This window comes from Mucilaginibacter terrigena (assembly GCF_004168255.1).
Lineage (GTDB): Bacteria > Bacteroidota > Bacteroidia > Sphingobacteriales > Sphingobacteriaceae > Mucilaginibacter > Mucilaginibacter terrigena.
Window position 1 is genome coordinate 363,545 of record NZ_SEWG01000001.1, and the last position, 26,543, is coordinate 390,087.

General features: G+C 46.0%; 22 protein-coding genes and 2 tRNA genes. 12 read left to right on the forward strand and 12 right to left on the reverse strand.

Features of this window, described 5'->3' with window-relative positions:
• Nucleotides 1–55: 55 nt before the first annotated feature.
• The 4 genes from EWM62_RS01495 to EWM62_RS01510 all read left to right on the forward strand — a co-directional run bounded on the left by EWM62_RS01495 (nt 56) and on the right by EWM62_RS01510 (nt 4,243).
• A complete protein-coding gene (locus tag EWM62_RS01495) occupies nt 56–2,530 on the forward strand; it encodes a glutaminase family protein (protein WP_129874873.1) in 2,475 nt (824 codons plus the stop codon).
• A gap of 209 nt (nt 2,531–2,739) precedes the next feature.
• Entirely contained in the window at nt 2,740–3,519 is a 780-nt protein-coding gene (locus EWM62_RS01500) for a phosphatase PAP2 family protein (RefSeq protein WP_129874874.1), read from the forward strand.
• Nucleotides 3,520–3,696: 177 nt separating this feature from the next.
• Nucleotides 3,697–3,954, forward strand: coding sequence for a type II toxin-antitoxin system ParD family antitoxin (locus EWM62_RS01505; protein ID WP_129874875.1), 258 nt, complete (start codon nt 3,697–3,699; stop codon nt 3,952–3,954).
• Nucleotides 3,944–4,243 carry a type II toxin-antitoxin system RelE/ParE family toxin gene (locus EWM62_RS01510; RefSeq protein ID WP_129874876.1) on the forward strand — a complete coding sequence of 100 codons (300 nt, stop codon included), beginning with the start codon at nt 3,944–3,946 and terminating at the stop codon, nt 4,241–4,243. The genes EWM62_RS01505 and EWM62_RS01510 overlap by 11 nt, the downstream gene beginning before the upstream one ends.
• A 109-nt stretch (nt 4,244–4,352) precedes the next feature.
• Here the strand turns inward: EWM62_RS01510 and EWM62_RS01515 are convergent.
• Together EWM62_RS01515 and hscB are read right to left on the reverse strand one after the other, a co-directional pair.
• Nucleotides 4,353–4,432: transfer RNA gene (locus tag EWM62_RS01515), tRNA-Leu, on the reverse strand.
• Between the two features lie 79 nt (nt 4,433–4,511).
• Entirely contained in the window at nt 4,512–5,036 is a 525-nt protein-coding gene (gene hscB, locus EWM62_RS01520; protein WP_129874877.1) for a Fe-S protein assembly co-chaperone HscB, read from the reverse strand.
• Nucleotides 5,037–5,108: 72 nt separating this feature from the next.
• Between hscB and EWM62_RS01525 the strand changes: the two genes are divergently transcribed.
• From EWM62_RS01525 to katG, 3 genes are all read left to right on the forward strand, one after another.
• On the forward strand, nt 5,109–5,897 hold the full coding sequence (locus tag EWM62_RS01525; protein WP_129874878.1) for a helical backbone metal receptor: 789 nt from the start codon (nt 5,109–5,111) through the stop codon (nt 5,895–5,897).
• Between the two features lie 81 nt (nt 5,898–5,978).
• A tRNA-Leu gene (locus EWM62_RS01530) sits at nt 5,979–6,060 on the forward strand.
• Between the two features lie 196 nt (nt 6,061–6,256).
• Nucleotides 6,257–8,536, forward strand: coding sequence for a catalase/peroxidase HPI (katG, locus tag EWM62_RS01535; protein ID WP_129874879.1), 2,280 nt, complete (start codon nt 6,257–6,259; stop codon nt 8,534–8,536).
• Between the two features lie 46 nt (nt 8,537–8,582).
• On the opposite strand, the gene EWM62_RS01540 is transcribed toward katG, so the two are convergent.
• Nucleotides 8,583–9,269: a hypothetical protein gene (locus tag EWM62_RS01540; protein ID WP_129874880.1), complete on the reverse strand. Its 687-nt coding sequence runs from the start codon at nt 9,267–9,269 to the stop codon at nt 8,583–8,585.
• Between the two features lie 58 nt (nt 9,270–9,327).
• Here EWM62_RS01540 and EWM62_RS01545 point away from each other — a divergent pair, with 58 nt between their 5' ends.
• Nucleotides 9,328–10,575 carry a Na+/H+ antiporter gene (locus EWM62_RS01545; protein ID WP_129874881.1) on the forward strand — a complete coding sequence of 416 codons (1,248 nt, stop codon included), beginning with the start codon at nt 9,328–9,330 and terminating at the stop codon, nt 10,573–10,575.
• A gap of 50 nt (nt 10,576–10,625) precedes the next feature.
• Here EWM62_RS01545 and EWM62_RS01550 read toward each other — a convergent pair whose 3' ends face one another.
• The 7 genes from EWM62_RS01550 to pbpC all read right to left on the reverse strand — a co-directional run bounded on the left by EWM62_RS01550 (nt 10,626) and on the right by pbpC (nt 20,720).
• Nucleotides 10,626–11,546: a DUF4397 domain-containing protein gene (locus EWM62_RS01550; RefSeq protein WP_129874882.1), complete on the reverse strand. Its 921-nt coding sequence runs from the start codon at nt 11,544–11,546 to the stop codon at nt 10,626–10,628.
• A 12-nt stretch (nt 11,547–11,558) separates the two neighbouring features.
• The gene (locus EWM62_RS01555; RefSeq protein ID WP_129874883.1) at nt 11,559–13,133 is read right to left on the reverse strand and encodes a SusD/RagB family nutrient-binding outer membrane lipoprotein; all 1,575 of its coding nucleotides are present in this window, start codon (nt 13,131–13,133) and stop codon (nt 11,559–11,561) included.
• 11 nt (nt 13,134–13,144) lie between these two features.
• Nucleotides 13,145–16,270 carry a SusC/RagA family TonB-linked outer membrane protein gene (locus tag EWM62_RS01560; RefSeq protein ID WP_129874884.1) on the reverse strand — a complete coding sequence of 1,042 codons (3,126 nt, stop codon included), beginning with the start codon at nt 16,268–16,270 and terminating at the stop codon, nt 13,145–13,147.
• 474 nt (nt 16,271–16,744) lie between these two features.
• A complete protein-coding gene (locus EWM62_RS01565; protein WP_129874885.1) occupies nt 16,745–17,110 on the reverse strand; it encodes a VOC family protein in 366 nt (121 codons plus the stop codon).
• A 1-nt stretch (nt 17,111) separates the two neighbouring features.
• Nucleotides 17,112–17,558 (reverse strand): hypothetical protein, encoded by a 447-nt coding sequence (locus EWM62_RS01570; protein ID WP_129874886.1) that lies wholly within the window; start codon nt 17,556–17,558, stop codon nt 17,112–17,114.
• A 51-nt stretch (nt 17,559–17,609) separates the two neighbouring features.
• Nucleotides 17,610–18,314 carry a 3'-5' exonuclease gene (locus tag EWM62_RS01575; protein ID WP_129874887.1) on the reverse strand — a complete coding sequence of 235 codons (705 nt, stop codon included), beginning with the start codon at nt 18,312–18,314 and terminating at the stop codon, nt 17,610–17,612.
• Nucleotides 18,315–18,323: 9 nt separating this feature from the next.
• Nucleotides 18,324–20,720 (reverse strand): penicillin-binding protein 1C, encoded by a 2,397-nt coding sequence (pbpC, locus tag EWM62_RS01580; protein WP_238989254.1) that lies wholly within the window; start codon nt 20,718–20,720, stop codon nt 18,324–18,326.
• Nucleotides 20,721–20,731: 11 nt separating this feature from the next.
• Here pbpC and EWM62_RS01585 point away from each other — a divergent pair, with 11 nt between their 5' ends.
• From EWM62_RS01585 to fbp, 4 genes are read left to right on the forward strand one after another with little or no spacing between them, the layout of a single operon-like run.
• Nucleotides 20,732–21,460 (forward strand): glycosyltransferase family 2 protein, encoded by a 729-nt coding sequence (locus EWM62_RS01585; protein ID WP_238989255.1) that lies wholly within the window; start codon nt 20,732–20,734, stop codon nt 21,458–21,460.
• Nucleotides 21,460–22,164 (forward strand): tRNA1(Val) (adenine(37)-N6)-methyltransferase, encoded by a 705-nt coding sequence (locus EWM62_RS01590; protein ID WP_129874888.1) that lies wholly within the window; start codon nt 21,460–21,462, stop codon nt 22,162–22,164. Before EWM62_RS01585 ends, EWM62_RS01590 begins: the two co-directional genes overlap by 1 nt.
• A 39-nt stretch (nt 22,165–22,203) precedes the next feature.
• A complete protein-coding gene (locus tag EWM62_RS01595) occupies nt 22,204–22,695 on the forward strand; it encodes a metallophosphoesterase family protein (RefSeq protein ID WP_129874889.1) in 492 nt (163 codons plus the stop codon).
• Between the two features lie 24 nt (nt 22,696–22,719).
• Complete coding sequence (fbp, locus tag EWM62_RS01600) at nt 22,720–23,769, forward strand: class 1 fructose-bisphosphatase (protein WP_129874890.1); 1,050 nt, start codon at nt 22,720–22,722, stop codon at nt 23,767–23,769.
• Between the two features lie 67 nt (nt 23,770–23,836).
• Here the strand turns inward: fbp and rnhA are convergent, their stop codons facing one another.
• A complete protein-coding gene (gene rnhA / locus EWM62_RS01605) occupies nt 23,837–24,310 on the reverse strand; it encodes a ribonuclease HI (protein WP_129874891.1) in 474 nt (157 codons plus the stop codon).
• 82 nt (nt 24,311–24,392) lie between these two features.
• On the reverse strand, nt 24,393–26,486 hold the full coding sequence (locus EWM62_RS01610; RefSeq protein WP_238989256.1) for a heavy metal translocating P-type ATPase: 2,094 nt from the start codon (nt 26,484–26,486) through the stop codon (nt 24,393–24,395).
• Nucleotides 26,487–26,543: the final 57 nt, after the last annotated feature.

Consider the following 26,543-nt stretch of genomic DNA (forward strand, 5'->3'; position numbering starts at 1 on the left):
TGGTTTAGTTTGTATATTTACCAAAAGTTTATAACTGTACCTATAACATCTATTCATGAAAAACATTTTAACAGCAGTTTGCCTGATGGCGGGGGTGTTTGCCAATAGTTATGCCAGTGCACAGGCTACCAAGGCACCCGCTTACCCGTTAATTACGCATAACACATACTTCAGCGTATGGTCGTTTACAGATGAGCTGAACGAATCTACCACCCGGCACTGGACGGGCAAGAACCAATCGTTGTTGGGTTTGATAAAGGTTGATGGTATAACATACCGTTTTATGGGCCAGAAACCTGTAAGCTACAGAACTATACTGGCCGATGGTGACACCAAACCGTATGCCGTAAAATATACCGAAAATAAGCCCGGCGACGGCTGGGAGAACCCTGGCTTTAATGATAAAAATTGGAAAGCCGGCACCGCGCCGTTCAGCGACGACCCCAAGATGGCCAAAACCCTTTGGAAAACCCGCGACCTTTGGGTTCGCCGCACTTTCATATATAAAAAATCAATGCCGGTAAATAAACTGATATTAAAGCTTCATCACGATGATGATGCCGAAGTTTACCTTAACGGCGAGAAAATAAATGTTAGCCCCGGTGCCAACGGCGATTTGTTACCCGTTAAAGTAAAAGGCGATCTTGCGGATAAGCTGAAAGACGGCGAGAACGTACTGGCCATGCATTGTGTAAATACAGGCGGCGGCGCGTGGCTTGATGCAGGAATAGCCGATGAGGTGAAACCACCGGCAGATGATAACCTTAAAACCGCCAGGCAAACCGGCGTGTTGATCAATGCCACCCAAACCATTTATACGTTTACCTGCGGTGATGCCGATCTGAAGTTAACCTTTACATCGCCATTGCTTATGGATAATCTTAATCTACTATCAAGGCCGGTTACCTATGTTACCTACAGCGTAAAATCAAACGATGGCAAAACGCATGATATAAAAGTTTACTTTGGTGCATCGGCCGATCTGGCCCGCAACAAACCCAACCAGCCGGTAATAGCCCAGCGGTTTATCCAAAACCAGCTATCTGTACTTAAAGCCGGTACTAAAGAACAGCCCGTATTACAAAAGAAAGGTGACGACCTGCGCATAGATTGGGGTTACCTGTATATTGCTGCGCCTGTATCTGCAAAAGCAACACAGTTTATTAGTAATACCAGCCAGGCAATGGGTTCGTTTACCGGCGCTCCAACAACATCAACTACCGCCGGCGGCGAAGCCGCATTTTTGAATACGGTAATACCTTTTGGCAAAGTAGGTAGTGCCGCAGTCGAAAAATATATTGAAATAGGTTACGATGATCTGTACCCGGTGCAATATTTCGGCAAAAACCTTAGGCCGTGGTGGAACAAGGACGGTAATAAAACGATGATCGGCGAACTAAAGCAAGCGGCTATCGATTATAAAACCGTTATGGCTAAATGTAAAGCGTTTGACGATGCCATGAATGTAAGGACGTCGGCAGCCGGTGGTTTGGAGTATGCTAAGCTTTGTGCCATTGCTTATCGCCAGGCCATAGCGGCGCATATGCTTGCACGCAGCCCTAAAGGCGAGATCCTGTGGTTATCGAAAGAGAATTTTAGCGGCGGTTTCATCAATACGGTTGATGTTACTTATCCATCGGCCCCGTTGTTTTTAATATACAACCCAAAACTGGCCGAAGGGATGCTGAACGGGATCTTCGAATTTAGCGAAACAGGCAAGTTTAAACACCCGTTTGCAGCGCATGACCTGGGTACATATCCGTTTGCCAATGGCCAAACTTATGGCGAAGGCATGCCGGTAGAAGAATCGGGCAATATGCTGTTGCTTACCGCGGCTATTGCCAAAGCGGAGGGTAACGCGCTGTTTGCCAAAAAACACTGGGCCACTTTAACCACCTGGACAAATTACCTGATAAAAGAAGGGCTTGACCCCGCAAACCAGCTTTGTACCGATGACTTTGCCGGCCACCTGGCGCGTAATGCCAATTTATCGTTAAAAGCCATAAACGGAATAGGCGCATATGCAATGCTGGCAGATATGCTGGGCGATAAAGCCACTGCGGCTAAATACCACACCATCGCAAAAGATTTTGTTGCCAAATGGATGAAAATGGCCGATGCGGGCGACCACTACTCGTTGGTATTTGAAAAGCCCGATACCTGGAGCCAGAAATATAACCTGGTTTGGGATAAGCTGTTAGGCCTTAACCTGTTCCCAAAATCGGTTTACGAGAAGGAGATAAAATACTACCTCACCAAACAAAACGAATTTGGCCTACCGCTTGATAGCCGAAAAACGTACACAAAATCCGACTGGATAGTATGGACAGCAACGTTAGCAGATAATGCGAATGATTTTAAAGCCCTTACAGATCCTATTTATAAGTATGCCACCGAAACGTCCTCGCGTGTGCCTATCAGCGACTGGCACGAAACCACCAATGGTAAACAGGTGGGTTTCCAGGCACGCAGCGTGGTAGGCGGATACTTTATGAAGGTGCTTGAGCAGCAATGGTTAAAAAATAAATAAGCCAAAAACTCACAACAAACAATAACAAGCCCGGCGCACATAACCTGCGACCGGGCTTTGTGCTTTATGCGCAAATCCCGGTTTGCAAAAACCAGGCACAATAAAGTTTGTTGAATTTACCAAAAGCGAAAATTTACTATTCACTTACGGCCTTACAATCGAAAAATGGTTTTAAATTTGATGTCCTGCATAAAATTATCAAACATTAATTGAAGAAAATAATCGTCCTGTTACTAAGCATTACCTGGTTTAATGTTTATGCGCAAACCACCGATACCGCTAAAATCGACTCGGCCAATATATTAGCCCTGCCCGATACTGTTCGGCACCTGGAAAGCAAGGCAGCATCCTATATCGCCCCGGCTGTATTTATAACCTATGGTGTATTATCTTTGCATGTAAAACCCATCAGGGATGTTGATATCAGCGTATATAACGACCTGATAGAAGACCATCCCAATTTCCATTATCATATCGAAAATTATTTTCAGTACGCCCCGGCGGTTTTGGTTTATGGCTTAAACCTGGCTGGTGTGCAGGGTAAAAACACTTTTATCGACAGGACGATATTGTACGGCATGTCTGAGGGGATAATGGCATTAACGACATTTACACTCAAAAACGTAACACATCGCATGCGCCCCAATGGTTCCAATAACTTTTCTTTCCCATCAGGGCATACGGGTAATGCCTTTGCCGCCGCCGAATTTATGGCGCAGGAGTATGGCGAAAAATCGCCCTGGTATGGCATTGTAGGATACTCGTTTGCTACGGCAACAGCCATACTGCGCGTATACAACCGCGACCATTGGTTCAGCGATATTGTAGCGGGGGCAGGTTTCGGCATCCTGTCGACAAAGGCTGCCTATTTGATCTACCCATTATTCCGAAACAAACTGTTTTACGACAAAAAATCAGCTAAATCAAGCCTAATCATGCCCACATACTCAAATGGTGTAGCAGGGTTTGCTTTTGTGAAGCAGTTGTAGGCGGATAATGGCTTTTAATAAACAAGACTTACACCTCCCACTAACCAATTTAAACATTTAACCTATCTCGTATACTCCTATTTGCTAATAATAAGTTGGGAATAGACACAGAAGTAATAGTTTGCAACTTGTATAAAATACCAATAATTGGTATATTTGTGATAAAGTTAAAAGGTTATGGCTAAAAATACATCAATATTATTAGGAGATTATTTTGATAGCTTTATAAATAAACAAATCAAAACTGGAAAATTTTCGTCTGCAAGTGAGGTGGTTCGAACCGCGTTGAGAATGCTTGAACACTCAGAAATTAAAAAAACAGAACTTATAAACGAATTGAAAAAAGGTGAAAAATCTGGTTTTACAGAGCATTTTGACAGACAAGGTTTTTTAGACAAGTTGCATAAGCAACATGCAGCTAATAATGAAGTATAAAATCAGTAAAGAGGCGCTTAAAGACCTTGAAAATATTTGGATTTATACTTTTGAGAATTGGTCTGTTGAACAGGCAGATAGATATTATGGGTTGCTTATCGACGAAATTGAATATGTTTCTGAGAATCCACAATCAGGAAAAGATTATGGACATATTCGAGAGGGATATTTCCGAACTCGTGTAAAATCGCATTTTATATTCTATAGAGCGAACCTTAAAGCTAATGTAATTGAAATCATTCGGGTTTTACATCAACAGATGGATATTGACGAAAGACTTAACGACTAAAGTTAGCGTGTTATGCTGGTGTCTATTGTTCGTCATCATAAAATTGCAAGTAACAGAAGCCATTATCAAAAATAAAAAAAGCTCCGATATTTCTATCGAAGCTTTTAAGTACCCAGCGCCGGAGTCGAACCGGCACGGTTTCCCACAGGTGTTTGAGACCAGCGCGTCTACCAATTCCGCCAGCTGGGCATACTTCAAATTTAGCGCGTCTACCACCCCGATAGCTATCGGGGCCACAAGCCGGCATACTTATTAAGCAGTGTTTTGCTTAGAAGCGGGCTGCAAATGTATCTAAACTCTCTTTAATTCGCAACAGGTATTTTTGCCTGTAGTAAATATTTGCAATGTCGTTCAGTCTGTCTTCTTTAGCGGTACCGTTCAGGGTTTCGTAATCGTTTGTCAGGCTGTTTAACTCTTCGGTAATATCTCCCTCAATGGCAGCCACTTCCGCGCTGATATCGCCAAACTGCGCGGCGGTTTCAATTTCCATCAAGCGTTCGTTAATATCCATCATCTCCATCAAAAAATCTCCGGGCAGTTGCGGTTTAGCGCCTTCGTTAACCAGTCCGTGCTCCTTTAAAATATATTCCAGCAGCTTATTGGGGTCGCCAAGGGTTTGGTAAGCTTTATTGTTTAGGGTTGATAACTCTAAAATTTCCTGCTGTTTGGCATCGTCCTCGTTAGCAAAAAAATCGGGATGGTACTGCTTGCTTAATGTGTAGAACTGCTTTTTCAGCTGTGCGGTATCGGGCTTAAAGCTTTCTGGTATGCCGTAAAATTCAAAATAGTTCATCGGTACAAAACTACAAATTTTTGATGGCTGAAAATTAAATTACCTTAGCACAAACGAATGTAACTTAACAACATGCCGGTATTTTACGATCAGATGAACAAGGCTGTTCATATACAGCAGGTACCAAAGCGGATAATTTCCATTGTACCTTCGCAAACCGAGCTTTTGTTCGATCTGGGGTTGGATGAACGCATTGCAGGTATAACCAAATTCTGCATCCACCCTGCAAATAAAGTGGGCGGTGTTGCCAAAATAGGGGGCACCAAGCAATTAAATATGCAGGCCATACATAGCCTTCGGCCCGATCTGATCATCGCCAACAAGGAAGAGAACGAGCAAGCCCAGGTAGAGGAGCTAATGAAGCATTATCCCGTGTGGATAAGTGATATAACCAACCTGCACAGCGCGCTTAACATGATCACTAAAGTAGGGGAGATCACCGGCGCACAAACCGGGGCGGTTAAAATAGCTAACGATATATTCCTGCAGTTTCAAAATCTAAAACCACAGGGCAAAAAGCTTCGCGTAGCGTACCTGATATGGCGCAAACCATACATGGCGGCAGGCAACGGTACTTTTATAGATAGCATGATGCAACTGTGCGGGTTTGAGAATGCGATTAACACGGGCAGGTACCCCGGGGTTAAAACAGACGAACTCATTGCAGCAAAGCCTGATATGCTGCTGTTGTCATCCGAGCCATATCCATTTGCTCAAAAACATATAGATGAGTTTCAGAATACACTCCCCAATGCTAAAATATTATTGGTTGATGGCGAAATGTTTTCGTGGTACGGCAGCCGTTTATTGCAGGCCCCCGCTTACTTTAATAGCCTTATTGGTAAATTAACAGCAATGTAATGAGGCAGATAAAGAAAAATATGAAATTCAGTTTTAAAGTATAGCATTTTACGCTATCTTTGCCAACTCTAAAACCAAAACGCGGAAGTGGCGTAATTGGTAGCCGCACCAGACTTAGGATCTGGCGCCGCGAGGCGTGGGGGTTCGAGTCCCTTCTTCCGCACTAAGTTTAAAAGCCGTTAACTGTATAAGTTAGCGGCTTTTTTTGTTTACGCTATTCACGCGCCTTTTACTCACTAATATAGCTTTTACCTATTTATCCATAGAAATTATTGATTATGATTATAAATATCAATACCATATTTTTATGTTCTTCTGAAACATCAGTTATAAACAGGACTATACAAAAACCTATATCAATGGAAAACGACTCAAACGACATTAGTAAATGCCCTTTTCACAATGGCAGCATGAGCATGAAAAATAACGTTGGCGGCGGCGGCACACGCAACCGCGACTGGTGGCCAAACCAGTTAAAGCTCAACATCCTGCGCCAAAATTCATCATTATCAAACCCAATGGGCGATGATTTTAATTACGCGGAAGCCTTTAACAGCCTTGACCTTGAAGCTGTAAAAACAGACCTGCATGTGCTGATGACCGACTCGCAGGACTGGTGGCCTGCAGATTTTGGCCACTATGGCGGTCTGTTCATCCGTATGGCATGGCACAGTGCGGGCACTTATCGTGTAACCGATGGCCGTGGTGGCGGCGGTGCAGGTTTACAGCGTTTTGCCCCGCTAAACAGCTGGCCCGATAATGTGAGCCTTGATAAAGCCCGCAGGCTTTTATGGCCTGTTAAACAAAAATACGGGCGCAATATTTCATGGGCGGACCTGATGATCCTTGCCGGTAACATCGCGCTGGAATCGATGGGTTTTAAAACCTTTGGCTTTGCAGGTGGCCGCCAGGATGTATGGGAAGCAGATGAATCGGTTTACTGGGGATCCGAAACCACCTGGCTTGGTAACGATAAGCGTTACCCCGATGGTTCGCCGGGTGTAGTTGAGGGGCATGGCGTACTGGTATCTGATGAGGATGCCGACGGCGATACCCATTCACGCAACCTCGAAAAACCGCTTGCTGCCGCGCATATGGGCTTAATATATGTTAACCCCGAAGGGCCTGACGGTAACCCCGACCCCATAGCCGCTGCTAAAGATATCCGTGAAACTTTTGGCCGCATGGCCATGAATGACGAGGAAACCGTTGCGCTGATAGCCGGCGGGCATAGTTTTGGCAAAACCCACGGCGCGGCATCGTCAGACCACGTAGGGAAAGAACCCGAGGCTGTTGATGTAGAATTACAGGGCTTTGGCTGGGCCAATCAATACAGAACGGGTAAAGGCCCGGATACCATAACCAGCGGGCTGGAAGTAACGTGGTCGGCAACACCTACGCAGTGGAGCAATAGCTTTTTCGAAAACCTGTTTGGCTTTGAGTGGGAATTGACCAAAAGCCCCGGTGGCGCGCACCAATGGGTAGCAAAAAACGCGGAAGAAATTATCCCCGACGCTTATGACAGCGCCAAAAAGCATAAGCCAACCATGCTTACCACCGATCTGGCTTTAAGGTTCGATCCGGCTTATGAAAAGGTATCAAGGCGGTTCCTGGAAAACGTAGATGCTTTTGCTGATGCTTTTGCGCGTGCATGGTACAAATTAACCCATCGTGATATGGGCCCTAAGGAACGCTACCTTGGGCCTGATGTGCCGCAGGAAGAATTGCTTTGGCAAGACCCCATCCCGGCAGTAGATCATCAACTGATCGATGTAAATGATGTTGCAGCGCTTAAAGCAAAAGTATTGGATTCTGGTTTAAGCGTATCGCAACTGGTTTCTACAGCCTGGGCTTCGGCCTCAACCTTCCGCGGGTCTGATAAGCGCGGCGGCGCTAATGGCGCCCGTATCCGTTTGGCCCCGCAAAGATACTGGCAGGTAAATAACCCTGCAAAGCTGCAAGAGGTGTTAAGCGTATTAGAAAACATTCAATATGAATTTAACGGCGCGCAGGCAGGGAAAAAAGTTTCGCTGGCAGACCTCATCGTACTGGCCGGTAACGTAGGCATCGAGGAAGCAGCTAAGGATGCCGGGCATGGTATTACTGTTCCGTTTACACCGGGCCGTATGGATGCCTCTCAGGAGCAAACCGATGTAGAATCATTTGGTTACCTGGAGCCGGCTGCCGATGGTTTCCGTAATTACCGCAAAGCAAGGGTGCCGGTATCTACCGAAGAACTGCTGATAGATAAGGCCCAGCTGCTTACACTTACAGCGCCCGAATTAACCGTGTTAATGGGAGGCTTAAAAGTAGTAAATATTAACTTTGATGGTGCTAACCACGGGGTTCTTACATCAAGCCCCGGCAAGTTAACTAATGACTTTTTTGTAAACCTGCTGGATATGGGTACCGCATGGAAAGCGGCATCAGGCAGCAGGGAAGTTTACGAAGGCCGCGACCGTGCCACCGGCGAGATTAAGTGGACAGCCACCCGTGCCGACCTGGTGTTTGGTTCTAATTCCGAATTGCGGGCTGTTGCCGAAGTGTACGCCAGCACGGATGCCGGTAGCAAATTTGTAAACGATTTTGTAGCTACATGGACTAAAGTAATGAACCTGGACAGGTTTGATCTGAAATAGTCATATGATCTCCAGTCAAAAAAAAGGCACCATTACGGTGCCTTTTTTATTGATCCGCAGAAGCCTTTTCTATTAAATATTTCATCAGCTCTGCGGCCGATGATAAGGCAGGGCCTGCCATTGGGTCGGCAAACAAAACGTCTATAGGCCCTTCGCCAAAGTACAGTCCGTCCGAAACAAGAAAGGTTATCCTCACCATGTTCTTTTTTGGAGGTAGTAACCTTGGCTTATCCCACGGGCCTATCTGGTTTACAATAGCTAAACTATCATTAAATAATCTGTTTGTTAATTCATTTGAAGCAGTATCACTTGTTTCCCAAATGATCATTTTACCGGTTTGATTAATGTACCGTGCCGTGCCATCCCTAAAAGAAGCCAGTACATCAAGTCCACCATCCAGCCCTATCTCCAAAATTACACCAAGTAGCTCCTTTTTATTACTTGCTTGCCCGTTGTTTGTTAATTTATTATAAGCCAATATTTTGACCCTTGATGGCGTGATGATATCGGCGATGATCTTTTCAAGGTCAGCTTTGTTAGCAGTTTCCGCATATAATATATCCCAAGGATAGATGTCGGCCTGCTGGTTGTTGTTTCTGTAAAGATCGGGGTTGTCGCCGAATAGTAATTCGTATACTAAATTGGTGGAGGGGTCTTTATAAGGTTTGGTTTGTGTTTTAAAAATGTCAAATATTCCCATATCAGCTTTATTGTTATGTTTAGTAACGTTCATAAAACTATTTAAAAAAAACTAACAATTATAAGCGCAATGATAACTTTGTGAAACCCTGATGGAAAATTACACCATTATATTAGTGATCATGGCCCTGATGATAGGGGTATGCGGTATTGCCGATAAATTGAAGGTACCGATACCTGTATTATTATTATTGGCGGGGATAGGTGTCGGCTTTATGCCGGCGATGCCGGGAATATTGTTGAACCCCGAGATCATCATGCTGCTTTTTTTGCCCCCTTTATTATATGATGCCGCGTTCAATATCTCGTTTAAGGATTTTAAAACCAACAGTAACACAATAGGCGCGCTGGCTATTGGGCTGGTATTTATGACAACGGCCGGTATTGCGGTTATCGCCCATTACCTTATAGCCGGGATGACGTGGCCGCTGGCTTTTGTATTAGGCGCTATACTTTCTGCTACCGATGCTGTGGCCGCAGTGGGTATTACCAAAGGCCTGGGCTTGCCACATAAAACAGTAACTATACTGGAAGGCGAAAGCCTGGTTAATGATGCATCTGCATTGGTAGCGTATCGTTTTGCGGTAGCCGCGGTTACGGGCGTTGTATTTGTATTCTGGCAGGCATCGTTACAGTTCGCAGCAGTTTTAGGCGGAGGTTTCCTGGTTGGGCTTATAATGTCTGCACTACTGGCTTATACGCTTCGGTATTTCCGTACTAACCCTATGGTTGTGGCCAGCCTGTTGCTGTTGATGCCTTTTGTAACTTATCTTATCGCCGAAAATTACCATGTATCGGGGGTGATAGCAGTTGTTGTATTGGGCCTGGGGATGTCGCGCTTAAGCCGCGAGAAATTTCCTGAAAAATTCAAAGAACGATCGCGGCATTTTTGGGAGGTGATCACTTTTTTGATAAACGGATTAATATTTCTGTTGATAGGCCTGCAGTTCCCTTTAGTATTAAAACGTATGGCTACCACACAGATCTGGCCTTTTATAGGTTATGCGGCTGTTATTACTATTGTAACGATAGCTATCCGGATGGTAAGGGTGTACCTGCAACAGTTTAATCTGCAAAAAGCCTTCCGGGGAAAGCGTAAGGTTAGTGAAGAGGCTTTGTTTGATTCGAGGACGAGTTTTATCATCAGTTGGTCGGGTATGCGGGGCATAGTTTCTTTGGCAATTGCCATTGGCTTACCGGTTACCATGGAGAACGGAACGCCTTTCCCGATGCGTAACGAGATCGTTTTCCTTTCCATAGCTGTAGTGCTGCTATCATTACTGGGGCAGGGCCTGACACTGCCATGGATAGTTAAAAAACTGGGACGTGAAACCGCCTGACAAGCAAAAAGCCACCCCTAAGGGTGGCTTTGAAAATTATTAACCGCTGTTTACTTATTGGTATAAAAGGTAATACCCGGTGCATTAAAATATATTTCGGGCAGGCGGGTGGCAGGGTCGGTAGTAGGCAGTTTTGGCCTGGCCGATGCCTTTAACAGGATGGAAGTGCCGGGTACCGCATAGTCAGCAGCAAGGCCCCTGCCTACAATGGTATAATATCTGCCGGGGGCCAATGGTATATCCGGAGTAATGGTTCCAAAAGTAATAGCAGTGCCGTTTAAGGTCATCTGGAATTTATAATTTGTTGTGCTGGTAGGGTTAACATCTACCGGTACAAAATCTGTTACCGTGCCATAATTAGTATTGGTGATAACGGTTTGCTGTGTAACCACGGTACCGTTGGCTAAGGTGTAAGTAGCAGTAAGGTCTACCGCGCCGCCGTTGGGCACCATATGCGCAAAGCGTACAAAGGCCTTATTGGCTATAGGGGCCGGAAACTTATCTTCAACAACCTTAACGGTTAAGCCATCGGCTGCATTGCCGCCCGGCAGGCCCATTAAAAATGCCGAATAAGCCGAGCCATCTGCAGTGCTCTGTGTTGCTTCGCCAATAACGGTTTCGGGTGCAACAGTTTGCGGGCTTTTTAATACCGGTGCCGATGTTGCTGCCGTAAATTTAATGGCGGTACTACCGGCCGGTACAGATAGATAATTAAGCCCCGGGAAAACCGATAAATAGCTAAAACCGGTTGTTATAGCGGTTACGATTTCGTTATCGGTTACAGAATACACCGTTGTTGCCGATACCTTGGTGCCGTTAATAAAGCCGTTAACCGCGGGCACACCCGGTGCCGCATGTATCAGTTTAATTTTTGCGCCGTTTACGATATCGCCCTGTTGGGTGATATTGGTTTTTGTACAGCCCGCCATAATTAAAAGCAGGCCGCATGCCGTATATATAATTTTTTTCATGTCTGTTTTTGCTTATGGTAATACAAACCATGGTTTTTTAGTATGATAATCAGGGTCGAGCGCGCCAATGAGCTTAAGCGCCGGGATATTCCAGATATATTCTGAATTATATCGTGGCCTTAACAGGTACACTTGTTTGCCCCCGTTATCAGGGTAAATAGTAGTTGGCTTAACATACCCCTGAAATATATTCTGATCGTATTCGTATCTCCGCATATCTGACCATGCCTCGGGCGCGCCCCATACAAACAGGGAGATGTATTTTTGCTGTAAAATATCGCTCAACTGTAACGAAGCGGCATCCTGGCGCACGGCAGGGCCTGTTAAGTACGCAGTTTTGGCACTTTCTGAAATGTAGTTTTGTGTGCCCGTTAACGAACTGCCGATAGGCGGGTTACTTGCAAAATCAAGCGCGCCTTTGATACCGTTCAGGTAAGCAGTGTGTGCACCATCCTTATCGCCTTTTTTAAACAAGGCCTCGGCTACAAAAAACTGCACTTCCGGATAGGTCATTAATACACCTCTGGAGTTATCGTTAAAAATATATTTTGCTGATGGCGTGCCCGAGTTGGCTGTGGTAGCGCCTGCCATGGCAGGGATAGCCGTATTGGCATCGGCGGTGTTAGGGTCGCCCAGCGGAGCAACAACGCCGCGATAGGTGCCATCTTTACTTGCTGTAAGCAACAGGGGCAGGCGCGGATCAAGTGTTTTGTCCTGCGTTGGCGAGCCTGCCAGTATGCGACCATCAAGCAAACGTACGATATAATCAGACTGCCGGAAACTTGGGATGTTGGCACGTGTTGGCCCCCAGAAGTTAGCGTCGCCAGATTGCGAACCGGTGCATTGCACGCTGGCGTTATCAGCATTGCTTACAAAAGAACTGTCGGCATATTTCTTAACCAGGTCGGCATCAAAGGTGGTTTTGTTGCTTTGGTGCAGCATGTTCTGGGCCAGTATAGCATAAACAAATTTCACCCATTTGGTCCTGTCGCCATAATACATATAATCGCCTTTGGCCAGGTCGGCAGAGGTGTTGCCATCTGTTTTAATGGCCAGGTTAAGATAATTTAACGCCAATTGGCAATCTTTAACTACTTCGGCGTAAACATATTCGGGGCTATCATAATTAAAAGTAAGCTTTGTAGGGTCAAAAGCTTCTTTAACTATCATGTTATTGTATTCGTCGCCGCCGTTTTGCCAGCCCCAGGCACGTAATGCCCAGACTACTCCAATGTAATCGTATTTACTTTTGGCCTTAGCGTCCTCCCACATCAGCGTAACGTTTTGGCCAAGGCTGAAATAAACCGTGCGCCACATTTCGCCGCCCGAGTCGCTGCCGGGTACATAGCCTTCCTGGTCCCAAACGTTGTTGGCGCTGGCCGATCCCCATATCTGCGCGTACTGGCCTATGTAGCGGCTATCGTACCAGTTACCGCGGGCCATGCCGGCCAGCATTGGAGGTAGCAGCGTGCTGGCTTCTACACTGGTTGGCGCATTGGGGTTATCATTTATATCGATAAATTTTTTGCAACTGCTTGCTATACTAATGGTAAGTAAAGCAGTAAGCGTGTATATAATTTTTTTCATGGGTTATCTGCTTATAATTTTACTCTTAAACCTAAAGAAATGGTGCGCGGGGTAGCCACCGTTCCATAATCAAAACCGGCTGACCCGGAACCCCTTGTTGATGAGTTGTTACCGTTAACATCCGGATCGGCACCCGAATAGTTGGTGAGCATGAACACATCTGTAGCAGTAACAAATATGCTTGCGGTTTTAAATACCTTTGATCGCGCCAGCAAACTTTGCGGCAATGCATAATTCAGTGTAACATCGCGTAACCGCAGCCAGTTGATATCATGCTCCACAAAGTCGGACTCTACAGCGCCCGAATAGTAGGTGTTTTGATAGTAGGGCGTAACCTGTATGGTATTTACCGTTGGGTTGTCCGAGTTTTCGTTACCATCTTTCAACACACCCTGTATAACGCGGGGCTGCATCCTGTCCAGCGTGCGGGTACTTAAACCATAACGGGTGAGGAATAATTCGTTGGTGTTGAATACGTCGCCGCCCTTACGTATATCAAACAGGAACGAAAGGTTTAACGATTTGTAAGTAAACGTATTGCCAAAACCAATTGTAAAATCGGGCTGCCTGTCGCCAACGGTGATAAAGGTATTGTTTGATACCGGCAACCCGCTCGATGGATCGACCAGTAACTGGCCTTTATTATTGCGTGCGTAGCTGTAGGCTGCAATATTGGTTAAGCTGCTGCCGGGGAATATGCTGGCACGCGCGTTGGCATAAACCCAGGTATCGGAGTTGTAGTATTCGGGCAAATCGCCAAGGTTAATAACCTTGCCCCGGTTTAGGGTAAAGTTTACAAAAGTGTTCCAGGTAAAGTTTGGCGTTCTGACGGGTACCCCGGTAAGCTGTGCCTCGATACCACGGTTCCTTATTTCCCCGCCGTTAACAAACTCCAGGATATACCCCGAGCCGTAGCTTATGCGCGGGTCAAAGATCTGGTCGGTAGCGCGGTACTGGTAAAAGCTGATATCGGCGCCTAAACGGCCTTCAAAAAATTGAAGTTCGGCACCAAAATCAAGCTGGTAGTCTTTCTCAGGCCTCAGGTTGGGGTTATTACCGGTAACATCGTAAGCAAAACCGCCGCCTGTGGTAGCCTGTTGTATAACGCTCGATTTAATTTTATAAGGCGCAAAAGGATCCTTGCCCACCCCCGCATACGAGAACCTTAGTTTACCATAGGATAACACCTTGCTGCCTTTTAGCCCCGGCAATTCGGTAAAGATAAAACCTGCTCCAAAAGAAGGATAAAAGAAGCTGTTGTTTTGTGTTCCTGATAAACGTGACGAATAATCCTGCCTGCCGGTAGCGTTTATGGTAAGCATTTCCTTGTAAACAATACCTAACCGGGCAATTTCGCCAATACGGCGGGTCTCAAAAAAATTGCTTGAGTTACGTTGTGTAGTTGGTGTGGTGTTGTTGATGGTGTTAAAATCGGGCTGTAAAAACTTTTCACCATAAAAACCATTGATCTGGTCGCGGTTATCGTAGATCTCGGCACCAACAGCCAGCGTAGAACGGAAATCGCCAAAGGTTTTTTTAAACGTAGCGAATAACGACCCGTTGGTGAGCAGGTTGTTATCATTATAGTTATCAATAATACCGCCTGTAGCAATACCATTTGTGGCGGCAAAGCTGTTTAAAGGTGAGTTTTGGTATGATGAACTGTACTGGCTTAACAGGTTATTGCCGTTGGTAGTATAAAAATCGACACCAACCAGGGCGCGTAAGTTTAACCAGCTTGCTGCATCAAAGGACAGGTCTACGTTACCTATCATACGGTTGGTTTTATCGCGGCTGATATTTTTGTGGGCATCCCACAAAGGGTTGTCATAATCGATAGAGCCTTCTGCCGTAACATTTTTTATGCTTGGCGGCAGCAGGGTGCGGCGGCTTCCATCGGGGTTAAGGTAGTTGCGCACATCATCGTTTGTTGGCCATGCCAGCGCGTTGATGTATGTGCCCGAGTTACCTTTGTTAAGCTTACGGTTATCAATATTAAAATAATTGAAGCTTGCACTGCTGCTGAGTTTTGAACTAAGCTTAGCCGACCCTGCGAGGCGCAGCGAGATCTTATCATTATAAGCTACAGGCAGCACGCCGCCGGTATGCCGGTACTCGGTCGAGATACGATAGGTAGCAGTTTCGCTGCCGCCCTCAAGCGCCAGATCGTGCTGTTGTGTAAAGCCAGTTTGAAATATATTCTTCAGGTTATCATACGTTTGCGTACCGGGGGCATAAGCCGGGCCAAAGGCAGTCCTTACCAATGGGTCGAGGTTGCCCGACGAGCCCGGGCCAAAAGTGTTTTGCACCTGGGGGAAACGGTAAGCCGTAGCAAAGCTGAAGTTGTTATCGTAGGTTAGGGCACCCGCACCGCTTTTACCTTTTTTAGTGGTTATTATAATAGCGCCGCCTGCTGCGTCTGACCCGTAAACCGCGGCCGCGTCGGCACCTTTCAGCACGGTAATGTTTTCTATGTCGTCGGGGTTTATGTCGGCAATACGGTTGGTGAAATCCTGCCGGCGGTTATCGCCGTTTGATGCCAGCGAGCTTTGGCTCAAAGCTTCGTTATTCACCCTGATGCCATCAACCACAAACAGTGGCTGATTGCTGGCGCCTATAGAGGTGATACCACGCAGCACAATAGATGCCGAAGCGCCCGGCTGACCGCTTGTGCTGGTAATGTTGGCCCCAGCCACGCGGCCTGCCAACGCAGTTACAAAGTTTTCGCGCTGGGTAGATTGCACTGCCGAGCCTTTTATTACCTGCACGGATGAGGTAAGGTCGCGTTTTTCCTGCCGCACACCAAAGCCTGTGGTAATGGTAACCTCCTGCAGGCTTTTTGTATCAGGCTGCAGTTGTACGTTCATAATACTTTCGGCGCCTATGGTACGCTCAACTGCTGTACTGCCTACAAAAGTATAAACCAGTACCTGGCCGGTGGCGGCATTGATAGAATAATGGCCGTTTATATCGGTACTTACTGCAGTGGTAGTACCTTTAATTTTTACTGTTACACCCGGCATCGATAGGTTATCTGCGCTTGAGGTGACTGTTCCGGTTATTGTTTTGGTTTGTGCTATTACCTGCAAGGCACAACAATTAACCAACAGAAGAAAGAGGAGTAGATGTTTCTTCATAAAAGGAGTATTTAAGGTAAATTGGATGAAAAAATGAATGTCAGGAAATATTTATTAATTAACAAATAAAATAACTCTCAAATATTTCTACAAAGCGGTATTTAACCCTATTTTGAATTAATTGTATCTGCTTTGTTACTTTATAGTAAACTGATAGACTATATGGAGAAAATGGTGGGTTGTAGATAACGAGGGGATTCGAAAATTCCTTTGGAAAACTATACGGTTGTATAGAAGCATCGCAGGGTTTGGGACATAAATCCGGGCAGTGTACCTTCGGCATTTAATGGAGTGATATGCCCTCGCAGGATCCACAATGTGAGACTCTGCGAGGATAAGAGGAGATTTTAATGTGCTGCGCAGTCGCCCGGCTCCTGCCGGGTGACTATTATTATAAGGCCTCTGGCCGCACAGTTTGAGTTAAGATGGCAAGATAGATGCCGCCGATAGCCGTCACCCGGCAGGGCAAGGGCCCTATTTATTAAACTCCCCAAAGTGCCAAAGGATGCCCGATGGGTCGTGCACAAAGCATTCTTTACCCCATGATTCGGCCCTTACGGGAGTAAGGCGCGCATATTTGTATTTGTCGGTAATATTTAGCGCTACAAGTTCACGCCAAAACCTTTCTACGTCGTCAACTTCCATAAAAAGCATGGTATTATCTATCCAGTCTTTTACGTAAGCATCCTGCAGGTAAAAACTTAGCGCACCGCTTTTAAATACGCACATATCGTGTGATAATACGGTTTCTTCAAAACCCAGGTCACGGTAAAAACTGCGCGATAAGTTGTAATCTTTTGCGCCTATAAACGGGCGAAGGGATATGCCTTTGTGTTCCATGCTATTTGTTATTTTTCTTTGCCTCGGCAAATTTTCTATTAAGTATCGCCTTTAACTGCCTGGTTTTATCAGATAATTGGCTCCAATCGCAAACCGAAGAATACCGGCCGGATAATTCGTATTGCCCGTAATTGATCTTCAAGTTTAACGAACCGACAAAATCTGTACAGAATTTTTCTGTTTTAACAGGATGTACTATAAGGTCTTTCATTATGTACGCAAGCGTGTCATTTTCAGCGTTGGTGAAATTTACACGCAAAGTATCTTGTTTAAACGTTTTCTTTTGCGGGGCGAAAAAAGAGCCCCGGTGATACACAATTACATAGCCCGGATCTGTGTTGTTTTGAATGAAATATCCAACGTCCTTTTCGTCTACAATAGTTAATCTTTGCCATGGTACACTGTCCTTTAAATCAATGGTTGTTGGTTTTGATTTGCATCCAAACATACAGCATAAAATTAAAGGAAGTATAAAAGGGCTCTTTTTCATAATGGTGAATTACACTATTGTCACACAATCATCCTCGATTAACGCCTCGCCGCGGTATCGCCTAATGAGCTGCGCGGTGGCTACCACATCCTTTTGGCAATAGGTGCAAATACGTTCCAGGGCGTTATCAACCCAGTAAACGTGGCCAACCTGGCTGCCGTCGATATCATCTTTTGATGTCGGGATATCAAATATGGCGGTAAGCAGGCTTAAGGATGTGTAATTTTTGTAATCGCCGAAGCGCCAAAGCTCCATCGTGTCCAGGTGGGGGATCTCCCAGGGCTTTTTACCCTGGATCTGTAAATGCGGCGGGAAGGTTACACCATTAACCAGCATGCGGCGGCAAATATAAGGCAGGTCAAATTCCTTGCCGTTATGCGCGCATAGGATGACGCTCAGGGGCTGGCTGCTCAGCATGCGGCTAAAATCACTCAGCAGCTCTTTTTCATCGTGCCCGGCAAATGATTTTACCCGCAGGCCCGCGCGTTTGCCGTTGGTAAATATCCCAACCGAGATGCAAACTATCTTGCCAAACTCGGCCCAGATACCGGCGCGTTCATAAAAATCTTCGGGCGTTTCGTCCTTTCGCTGGTATTGGGTTTTGCTTGCCCAAAGTTCCTGCATATGTTCGGGCAACTGGTTGTGGCTGCTGTATTGGGGTACGGTTTCAATATCCAGTACCATCAGGTTGCTCAGGTCATATTGTTCAAGCATAGCACTAAGTTATTTATTCTTATCCAGCACCTCAAAATTTATTTGCATGGTGTTTCCATTCGCATCAACCAGGGTAAGCTTATGCCTGCCCGGCGATGGGTTTAGCGCCATTTGGTGGTAGGCGCTGCTTTCGCCCACGTATTTATCATCCAGATGCCAGTAGATCTTGATGCCGCTTTGCCGGTGCGCCGCATTGCAAATAAACCGCCCGCGTTTGCCGTCGGCTTCCAAAGGCACGTAAACCTTTGCGCCGTCTTTGGGGTATATCAATTCCATGGGGCTGGCTTCCGCCTGTTCACAACCAGGCGCAAAGGGCGGCAGGGTGTGGTACTGGTAATTTTTGGTCTTGTAATAATACTCCATAGATGGCGGCAGCACAAACCAGCTTTTGTTAATAATGTTATCCGGTGATGTACAATTTCCCGTCACCTGGAATTTTTGATCTGCCGACAGGTGCACAAGCTTATGCCACATACAAACAGGCGCTTTCAGTCCGCTCCTGGGTACCAACTGCTCAACAGCATGCTCGCAGTTTGGCCCGGCACGGTATCCACTTTCTTTACATACGTTTATCTTCACCATTTCGCCGGTAGGTACGTTAAACCAATCGCGCGCGGCGGGCAGTAGCCGGAATATATCAAACAAAACAGGTGCAGCCGTATAGATACCCGTTAAGCCGGGCCTGCCTTCACCATCGGTATTGCCCACCCAAACGCCTACCACATATTTGGGGGTTATGCCAATAGCCCAGCCATCCCTAAAGCCAAAGCTGGTGCCCGTTTTCCAGGCAATGCGCTGGGTGGAACTAAACTGCTGCCAAAGCATCTCCTCGCCGGGGCGCATCACTTCTTCCATGGCCTGCAGTGTGTAATATATCGAACCGGCATCTAAAAGTCCGTTTTTTTCTAAGGATGGCTTTTGCGGGGGAGATAAAGCATACACCGGTGCATGATAATCATCGGGGTTGTATTTGCCGCCGTTACTGTTGTAATGGTTAAGTACCCTGGCCATATCCGCGTAAGCGCCGGTAAGTTCCCAAAGGGTGTTTTCGCCACCACCCAGTATCAGCGACAGGCCGTAATGGTCGGCAGGCTGTTTAAGGGTGGTAATGCCGGTTTTTTTGAGCATATCATAAAAACGTTCGTACTTGTATTGCTGCAGCATTTTTACCGCGGGTATGTTCAGCGACCTTGAAAGAGCATTTGATGCAGGTACAGCCCCATCATACCCCAGGTCGAAGTTTTCGGGATGGTAGCCTGCTATCTGCGTGGGCACATCTGCTATCAGGCTGTTGGGCAGTATCAGGCCATCGTGCAGCATGCTGGCATAAAGCAGGGGCTTCAGTGTACTCCCGGGGCTACGCGGCGCGTTCACTACATCTACATCGCTTTCCATTTCGGGGTCTTCGCGGTGGGCTATGTTGCCGGCATAGGCAAGAGTTGCCCCGGTCTCTACATCAAGCACAATGGCGGCTATGTTGTTGATATCATTGGCCTTTAAAACCTGGTGGTGCTTTTCCAATATATCGGTAACCTGCTGCTGTAAATTGCTTTTAATGGTAGTGGTAATGCGGGTTAAAGATTGCCTGTTACCTTTAAAATCGGCCTTAAAGCGCTGCAGCAGGTGAGGGGCTGTTTGCGGCAGTGGCACGGGCTTATCAGGTACGGGTTCAAATTTGGCAAGCGCTGCTGTAGTACTGTCAATTGTTCCCTGTTTGTAAAGCTTATCCAGTAATAAATTCCGTTTTTTTAACAATATCAGCCGGTTTTTGCCGGGATGAACTAAGGATGGGGAATTGGGCAATACGGCCAGCGCAGCCATTTCTCCCCACGATAGTTTATCCGGCGCGCGGCCAAAGTACCGCCACGCTGCAGCATCAAGGCCAATAACGTTGCTGCCAAAAGGGGCGTTACTGGCGTACAGTGCCATTATTTCTTTTTTGCTGTAACTCATTTCCAGCCGCAGCGCCATAAATATCTCGCCAAGCTTGGTCCATACGGTACGTTTATGGAGGGTAGCCAGGCGTATTACCTGCATAGTTAAGGTGCTGCCGCCGCTGGTTATCCTTTTGGCTTTGATATTTTGCCTGATGGCGCGGCCAAAGGCCAACGGATCGAACCCCGGGTGGTGCTCAAAACGCTTATCTTCAAAGGCGATGATGCATTTTGCAAACTTTTGGGGCGCTTCGGTATTGTATGGAAAGCGCCATTGCCCGTCGGTGGCTATAGATGCGCCTAACAGTTGGCCCGAATCATCGTCAATTACAAACGAGGTAGGGCTGCTGAATAATGGCCGGGGCAAGCAAAGGGCAAACCACAGGCTTAAAGCAAATAAAATAGCCAGTAATATCATTACTTTTGGCTTTTTCAGGTTTTGCTTTATTCGCGGCAGCATTAATGTGGGCATTTTTATAATCCATGATGAAAATAGGTAAATTATCAATAATTATCCCGGCTTATAACGAGGGCGGCACCATTCACCTCATTTTGAACAAGATAAAAGCTGTGGAACTGATGGATAATATTCAAAAGGAAATTATTATTGTTGATGATTGCTCAGACGATGGTACCGAACAGGCTGTTGCTGCCTATCGTGCGCAGCACCCTCAACTGGATATCAAATACTTTAAACACCTGCGTAATATTGGCAAAGGGGCATCGCTGCATACCGGGATAGCGCAGGCCACGGGCGAATACCTGATCATCCAGGATGCCGACCTGGAATATGACCCCGCCGAATATAACGACCTGCTGAAACCCGTTTGCAACGGCTTTGCCGATGTGGTTTATGGTTCGCGGTTTATGGGCAGCAACCCACATCGCATCCTTTTCTTTTGGCATACCATAGGTAACCGCTGGCTTACTTTTTTGAGTAATATGCTGAGCAACCTAAACCTTACCGATATGGAAACCTGTTATAAATTATTTGATACCAAACTGCTGCAGTCTATCAAATTAAAAGAAAAACGCTTTGGGTTTGAACCCGAAGTGACCATGAAGGTTGCCCGTATCCCGCGCATCCGTATTTATGAAGTGGGGATCTCTTATTATGGCCGTACTTACGAGGATGGTAAGAAAATAGGGTGGAAGGATGGTGTACGCGCTATTTACTGCATCCTTAAGTACGGTTTGTTTAGCGGTAAATAATGGCTGATATATTTAAATTTAAACAGTTTGAGGTTGACCAAACCGGTTGCGCCATGAAGGTGAATACCGATGGGGTTTTACTTGGTGCGCTGGCTGCGGCAAACAACCCGCAAAGTATTGTAGATATTGGTACGGGCACCGGTGTAATTGCCCTGATGCTGGCCCAAAGGTTTGCAGGGGCAAACATTGATGCTGTAGAAATTGATGAACACACCGCCGAAACCGCCGGAAAAAATTTTAAGGGTTCTGTTTTTGCGGATAGATTAAATATGATTTACGGCGATTTTGCTGAGGTTAATTCTGCCAGAAAATACGACCTGATCGTTTCAAATCCACCTTTCTTCCTGGATTCGCTTGCATCTGCCAACGAAAAAAAGAACCTGGCAAGGCATACAGATGGTTTGTTTTTTTTGCGATTGGTTAAATATGCTGCCGAACATCTGACCAATGAAGGTACTTGCCAGTTGATAGTGCCCTTACCGACATCAATGCTGATAAAGCAATTGATGCCAAAAAATGAATTGTATGTGCAGCATTTTATATCTATAAAGTCCTTTGGCAATGACGAACCGCACCGCGAGATATTAACCTTTGGCAAGGAACAAAAAGAGATTATTGAAGAAGAGTTTGTAATTTATGATGCCCCGAAGGTTTACTCGAAAGAGTACCGGGCGGCATTGCACAATTTTTTAACGATATTTTAAAATGAATCCGAAATTGAACATCCGAAATCCGAAATAAAAATGGTTCGTATAGGCCTCATATCAGATACTCACGGCTATCTTGACGATGCTGTTTTTAAACATTTTGAGAACTGCGACGAGATCTGGCATGCCGGCGATTTTGGAAATATAGAGCTTGCCGACAAATTAGCCGCTTTTAAACCGCTTAAAGGCGTATATGGAAATATCGACGGCCAGGATGTACGAAAAGTTTACCCCGAGCACCTGCGTTTTATGTGCGAAAATGTGGACGTTTGGATGACGCATATCGGCGGTTATCCCGACAGGTACGCGCCAAATGTAAAGCGTGAAATATACACTAAGCCACCCGGTTTATTTATCAGCGGGCACTCGCATATCCTGAAAGTAATTTACGATAAAAAAATAAATTGCTTGCATTTAAACCCCGGTGCAGCCGGGAAACAGGGTTGGCACAAGGTGCAAACTTTATTAAGATTTTCTATAACTGACGAAAAAATTCATACCTTAGACGTTATTGAACTGCATAAATAATATGTAGTTTTTACACTAAGCCACATGAAAGCAGTTAAAACTTTAGGACAATTTATTATAGAAAAACAGGCCGATTTTCCGTACGCCAAAGGGGAGTTATCGAGGCTGTTGCGCGACATAGGCATCGCGGCAAAAATTGTGAACCGTGAAGTGAACAAAGCGGGGCTTGCCGATATTTTGGGCGATGCCGGCACCATGAATATCCAGGGCGAGGGGCAAAAGAAACTGGATGTATATGCCAACGAGCAATTTATATCCGCCCTGCAATGTGGCGGCGAATGCTGCATGGTGGCATCCGAAGAGAACGACGAGTGCATTCACATCGAATCGGAGATCTCCAAAAACGCTAAATATGTTGTCGCTATCGACCCACTGGATGGTTCCTCAAATATTGATGTTAATGTTGGCGTGGGTACTATATTTTCCATCTACCGCCGTATTTCTCCTGATGGCAAAGCCGGACTGCCCGACGTATTGCAACGGGGTACCGAGCAGGTGGCCGCGGGTTATGTAATTTACGGCTCGTCCACCATGATGGTTTATACCACCGGGAAGGGTGTTAATGGCTTTACGCTCGATCCTTCTATAGGCGAATTTTGCCTTTCACACCCCAATATGTCCATCCCCGATGATGGGGTTATCTATTCCATCAACGAGGGTTATTACTCGCATTTCCCGGATGGGGTGAAAAAATATATAAAATATTGCCAGGTGGAAGACACCAAAACCAACAGGCCTTACACATCGCGCTACATCGGCTCGATGGTGGCCGATCTGCACCGTAATTTGATAAAAGGCGGTATATTTATTTACCCACTAACGGCTGCCGCGCCTAATGGCAAGCTGCGTTTGGTATACGAATGTAACCCGATGGCCTTTATCATTGAACAGGCGGGGGGCAAGGCCAGTAATGGTCATAATCGCATCCTGGAACTGGACGTGACTGAACTGCACCAGCGCTCGGCCATATTCATCGGCTCCAAAAACATGGTAGCCAAAGCCGAAGAAATGATGGCCTGCTTTTCGCCGCAGCGTATTAAAAAGAATTTTGAAGGAGAAGTGTGTTTGCAGTGAATTAGTTCATAGTTGATGGTTCATAGTTCATGGTTGATGGTAGCTACTATGAACTATTAACCATTATCTATAAGCCGGGCAAAGCCTTAGCAGATTCCGCTTCAAAAACAGCATCTATCAGCAGGTCTTTTTGTTTACCGGCGGCTACTGCAAGCTGGTCGCAACGTTCGTTCTCGGGGTGGCCGTTGTGGCCGCGCACCCATACAAATTTAATGTTGTGCACCTTAGCGATACTTAGATAGCGCAGCCATAGGTCTTTGTTTTTTTTATCCTTAAACCCCTTGGCAACCCAGCCATGTACCCAGCGTTTTTCAATAGCATCGATAACGTACTTTGAATCGGAGAAGATGGTGACAGATTGATTTGGGGATTTGATAGCTTCCAGCCCGGTGATTACGGCCAGCAGTTCCATACGGTTATTGGTAGTTTTACGGAACCCGGCACTCAGCTCTTTATAATGCTGCCCCGACCGCAATATCACCCCGTAACCGCCCGGCCCCGGGTTCCCGCTTGATGAACCGTCTGTGTAAATTTCTATCATTTGCCCCCCAGCCCCCTAAAGGGGGAGCTGAAACCGACCAAAAATAACGATAATACCAATTAGTTGTTCCCCCTTCAGGGGGTTAGGGGGCTATCCGCTTGCTTTTCAATCTGATTGAGTTTCCAATTACAATAACATCAGAAAATGCCATCGCGAATGCGCCAACCATGGGGTTCAGAAAACCTAATGCGGCTACAGGGATAGCCACAATATTGTAGGCAAACGCCCAAAACAGGTTTTGCTTAATGGTAAGCAGCGTGTGCCTGCTTATCTGCAAAAATTTTACTACCGATTTCAGGTCGGTGTTTAGCAATATCACTTTGGCCGATTGTATGGCTATATGGCTGGCATCGTTCATGGATACGCCTACATCTGCCTGGGTGAGGGCCGGGGCATCGTTTATGCCGTCGCCTATCATAATGGTTTTGCCTTTTTTACGGTACATATCAACAACCTTCAGCTTATCGTCGGGCAGCATTTCGGCATGTACTTCTTTAATACCTAAGGTGGCGGCCAGCACCTTGCAGCGCAGCGCTTTATCACCGCTTACCAAAACAGGCGTAATACCGGTTTTTTTCAGTTGTGCTATCAGGCTTGCAGCATCCGGTTTAATGGTATCATCAACCGCTATTTGTGCCATGCGCACCTGGTTTCGGTATAGGGTAAGGTTAAAATGGTCGGGGGTTTTATGCTTGGCCATCCCCAAAAAGTAGTTATTGCCATCTACATCTTCGGCGCGCATACCAAGGCCTTTTTCTTCGGTAGCGGTGCGTAATATTATTTTTTGCTGCGGATATGCCTGCAACCCGCCCACAAGCGATCTGGCAATAGGGTGGTTAGAGCGTTCTTCAACAGCGGTTATCACCCCGCGGATCTGCTCCATCGTAAAACCTTCTTCGGGCTTTATCTCTATAATGCCGAATTTACCTGTAGTAAGTGTGCCTGTTTTATCAAATAACACATATTTGGTGTTGGCAACAGCTTCGATGGTATCGCCACCTTTTATTAAAATGCCATTTTTTGCGGCGCGACCCAAACCAACCATAACCGCGGTAGGCGTAGCCAAGCCCATAGCGCAGGGACAGGAGATCACCATAACGGCAATCGCGTTCATCATAGAACGTTGCAGGCCGGCATCGGTTGCGAAATAAGTTATTACAAAGGTCAGCAGCGCTATCAGTATCACCACGGGTACAAATATCGCCGCTACTTTATCGCCGAGCTTTTGAACAGGTGGTTTGGCAGCCTGTGCTTTTTTCATCAGATCGATAATTTGCGAAAGCGTACTGTTAGAGCCTACTTTGGTAGCCATAATGCGGATATTGCCCTGCTGTACTATAGTGCCGCCAATAACTTTATCGTACTTTGTTTTACTAACCGGGATGCCTTCGCCGGTTATCATAGCTTCATTTATCAATGAATCGCCCGATAGCACATCACCATCAACCGGTACCTGGTCGCCCTCGTTAACCAGCAGGATATCGCCTGATAGTATTTCTTTGGCGCTAACCACTTCCACTCCATCTTTGATAACCCGGTTAGCTGTTACCTGTTGAAATTTCATCAGGTCTTTAACCGCCGATGTGGTTTGATTTACAGAACGTTTTTCTAACACATTACCCAGCAATACCAGGGTAATAATGGTGGCGCAGGTTTCATAAAAAAGGTAATGCTCTCCCAAATTCTGAACTGTGCCTACGAGGCTGTATATAAATGCCGATGTAGAGCCGATAAAGATCAGCACATCCATATTAGGTACGCCATTTTTTAACGAGCTAAAGGCGCTTTTGCCAAAATGCAGGCAGCCCATCAAAAATACAGGCAAGCATAATATCAGCTGAACAATTTGATTATGCAAAAAATGCCATGGCAAAACCATGTGCAGCAACAGGGGGGCGGTAAACAGGGCGCAGAAGATAAATTTGTTCTCTACCTTATCGTAAAACGGTGTGGGCTGCAGATTTGCTTCGTCTACCACTTTAAAGCCAAGGCTTTCGATATCCTTTATAATTTGCGGCAAAGTTTGCCGATCGCCGGTGCTGAATTTTACCTCTTCGGATGCAAAACTTACCAGTACATCCTGCAAGCCTTTCTTCTCCAATAACTTATGGATACTCATTGCGCAGTTGTTGCAATGCATACCGGTAACATTCAACTCCACTAATTGCTCTGCCATAATTACAAATTTAATCAGCATAAGAACTAAACAGGTAAGCTTAGTGTAATTTTAAAA

Excerpts from the sequence above, each read along its gene's own strand:
- EWM62_RS01495 (WP_129874873.1), top strand. The coding sequence starts at position 56 with ATGAAAAACATTTTAACAGCAGTTTGCCTGATGGCGGGGGTGTTTGCC.
- EWM62_RS01505 (WP_129874875.1), top strand. The coding sequence starts at position 3,697 with ATGGCTAAAAATACATCAATATTATTAGGAGATTATTTTGATAGCTTT.
- EWM62_RS01510 (WP_129874876.1), top strand. The coding sequence starts at position 3,944 with ATGAAGTATAAAATCAGTAAAGAGGCGCTTAAAGACCTTGAAAATATT.
- hscB (WP_129874877.1), bottom strand. The coding sequence starts at position 5,036 with ATGAACTATTTTGAATTTTACGGCATACCAGAAAGCTTTAAGCCCGAT.
- EWM62_RS01525 (WP_129874878.1), top strand. The coding sequence starts at position 5,109 with ATGCCGGTATTTTACGATCAGATGAACAAGGCTGTTCATATACAGCAG.
- katG (WP_129874879.1), top strand. The coding sequence starts at position 6,257 with ATGGAAAACGACTCAAACGACATTAGTAAATGCCCTTTTCACAATGGC.
- EWM62_RS01540 (WP_129874880.1), bottom strand. The coding sequence starts at position 9,269 with ATGAACGTTACTAAACATAACAATAAAGCTGATATGGGAATATTTGAC.
- EWM62_RS01545 (WP_129874881.1), top strand. The coding sequence starts at position 9,328 with ATGGAAAATTACACCATTATATTAGTGATCATGGCCCTGATGATAGGG.
- EWM62_RS01550 (WP_129874882.1), bottom strand. The coding sequence starts at position 11,546 with ATGAAAAAAATTATATATACGGCATGCGGCCTGCTTTTAATTATGGCG.
- EWM62_RS01555 (WP_129874883.1), bottom strand. The coding sequence starts at position 13,133 with ATGAAAAAAATTATATACACGCTTACTGCTTTACTTACCATTAGTATA.
- EWM62_RS01560 (WP_129874884.1), bottom strand. The coding sequence starts at position 16,270 with ATGAAGAAACATCTACTCCTCTTTCTTCTGTTGGTTAATTGTTGTGCC.
- EWM62_RS01565 (WP_129874885.1), bottom strand. The coding sequence starts at position 17,110 with ATGGAACACAAAGGCATATCCCTTCGCCCGTTTATAGGCGCAAAAGAT.
- EWM62_RS01570 (WP_129874886.1), bottom strand. The coding sequence starts at position 17,558 with ATGTTTGGATGCAAATCAAAACCAACAACCATTGATTTAAAGGACAGT.
- EWM62_RS01575 (WP_129874887.1), bottom strand. The coding sequence starts at position 18,314 with ATGCTTGAACAATATGACCTGAGCAACCTGATGGTACTGGATATTGAA.
- pbpC (WP_238989254.1), bottom strand. The coding sequence starts at position 20,720 with ATGCCCACATTAATGCTGCCGCGAATAAAGCAAAACCTGAAAAAGCCA.
- EWM62_RS01585 (WP_238989255.1), top strand. The coding sequence starts at position 20,732 with ATGATGAAAATAGGTAAATTATCAATAATTATCCCGGCTTATAACGAG.
- EWM62_RS01590 (WP_129874888.1), top strand. The coding sequence starts at position 21,460 with ATGGCTGATATATTTAAATTTAAACAGTTTGAGGTTGACCAAACCGGT.
- EWM62_RS01595 (WP_129874889.1), top strand. The coding sequence starts at position 22,204 with ATGGTTCGTATAGGCCTCATATCAGATACTCACGGCTATCTTGACGAT.
- fbp (WP_129874890.1), top strand. The coding sequence starts at position 22,720 with ATGAAAGCAGTTAAAACTTTAGGACAATTTATTATAGAAAAACAGGCC.
- rnhA (WP_129874891.1), bottom strand. The coding sequence starts at position 24,310 with ATGATAGAAATTTACACAGACGGTTCATCAAGCGGGAACCCGGGGCCG.
- EWM62_RS01610 (WP_238989256.1), bottom strand. The coding sequence starts at position 26,486 with ATGGCAGAGCAATTAGTGGAGTTGAATGTTACCGGTATGCATTGCAAC.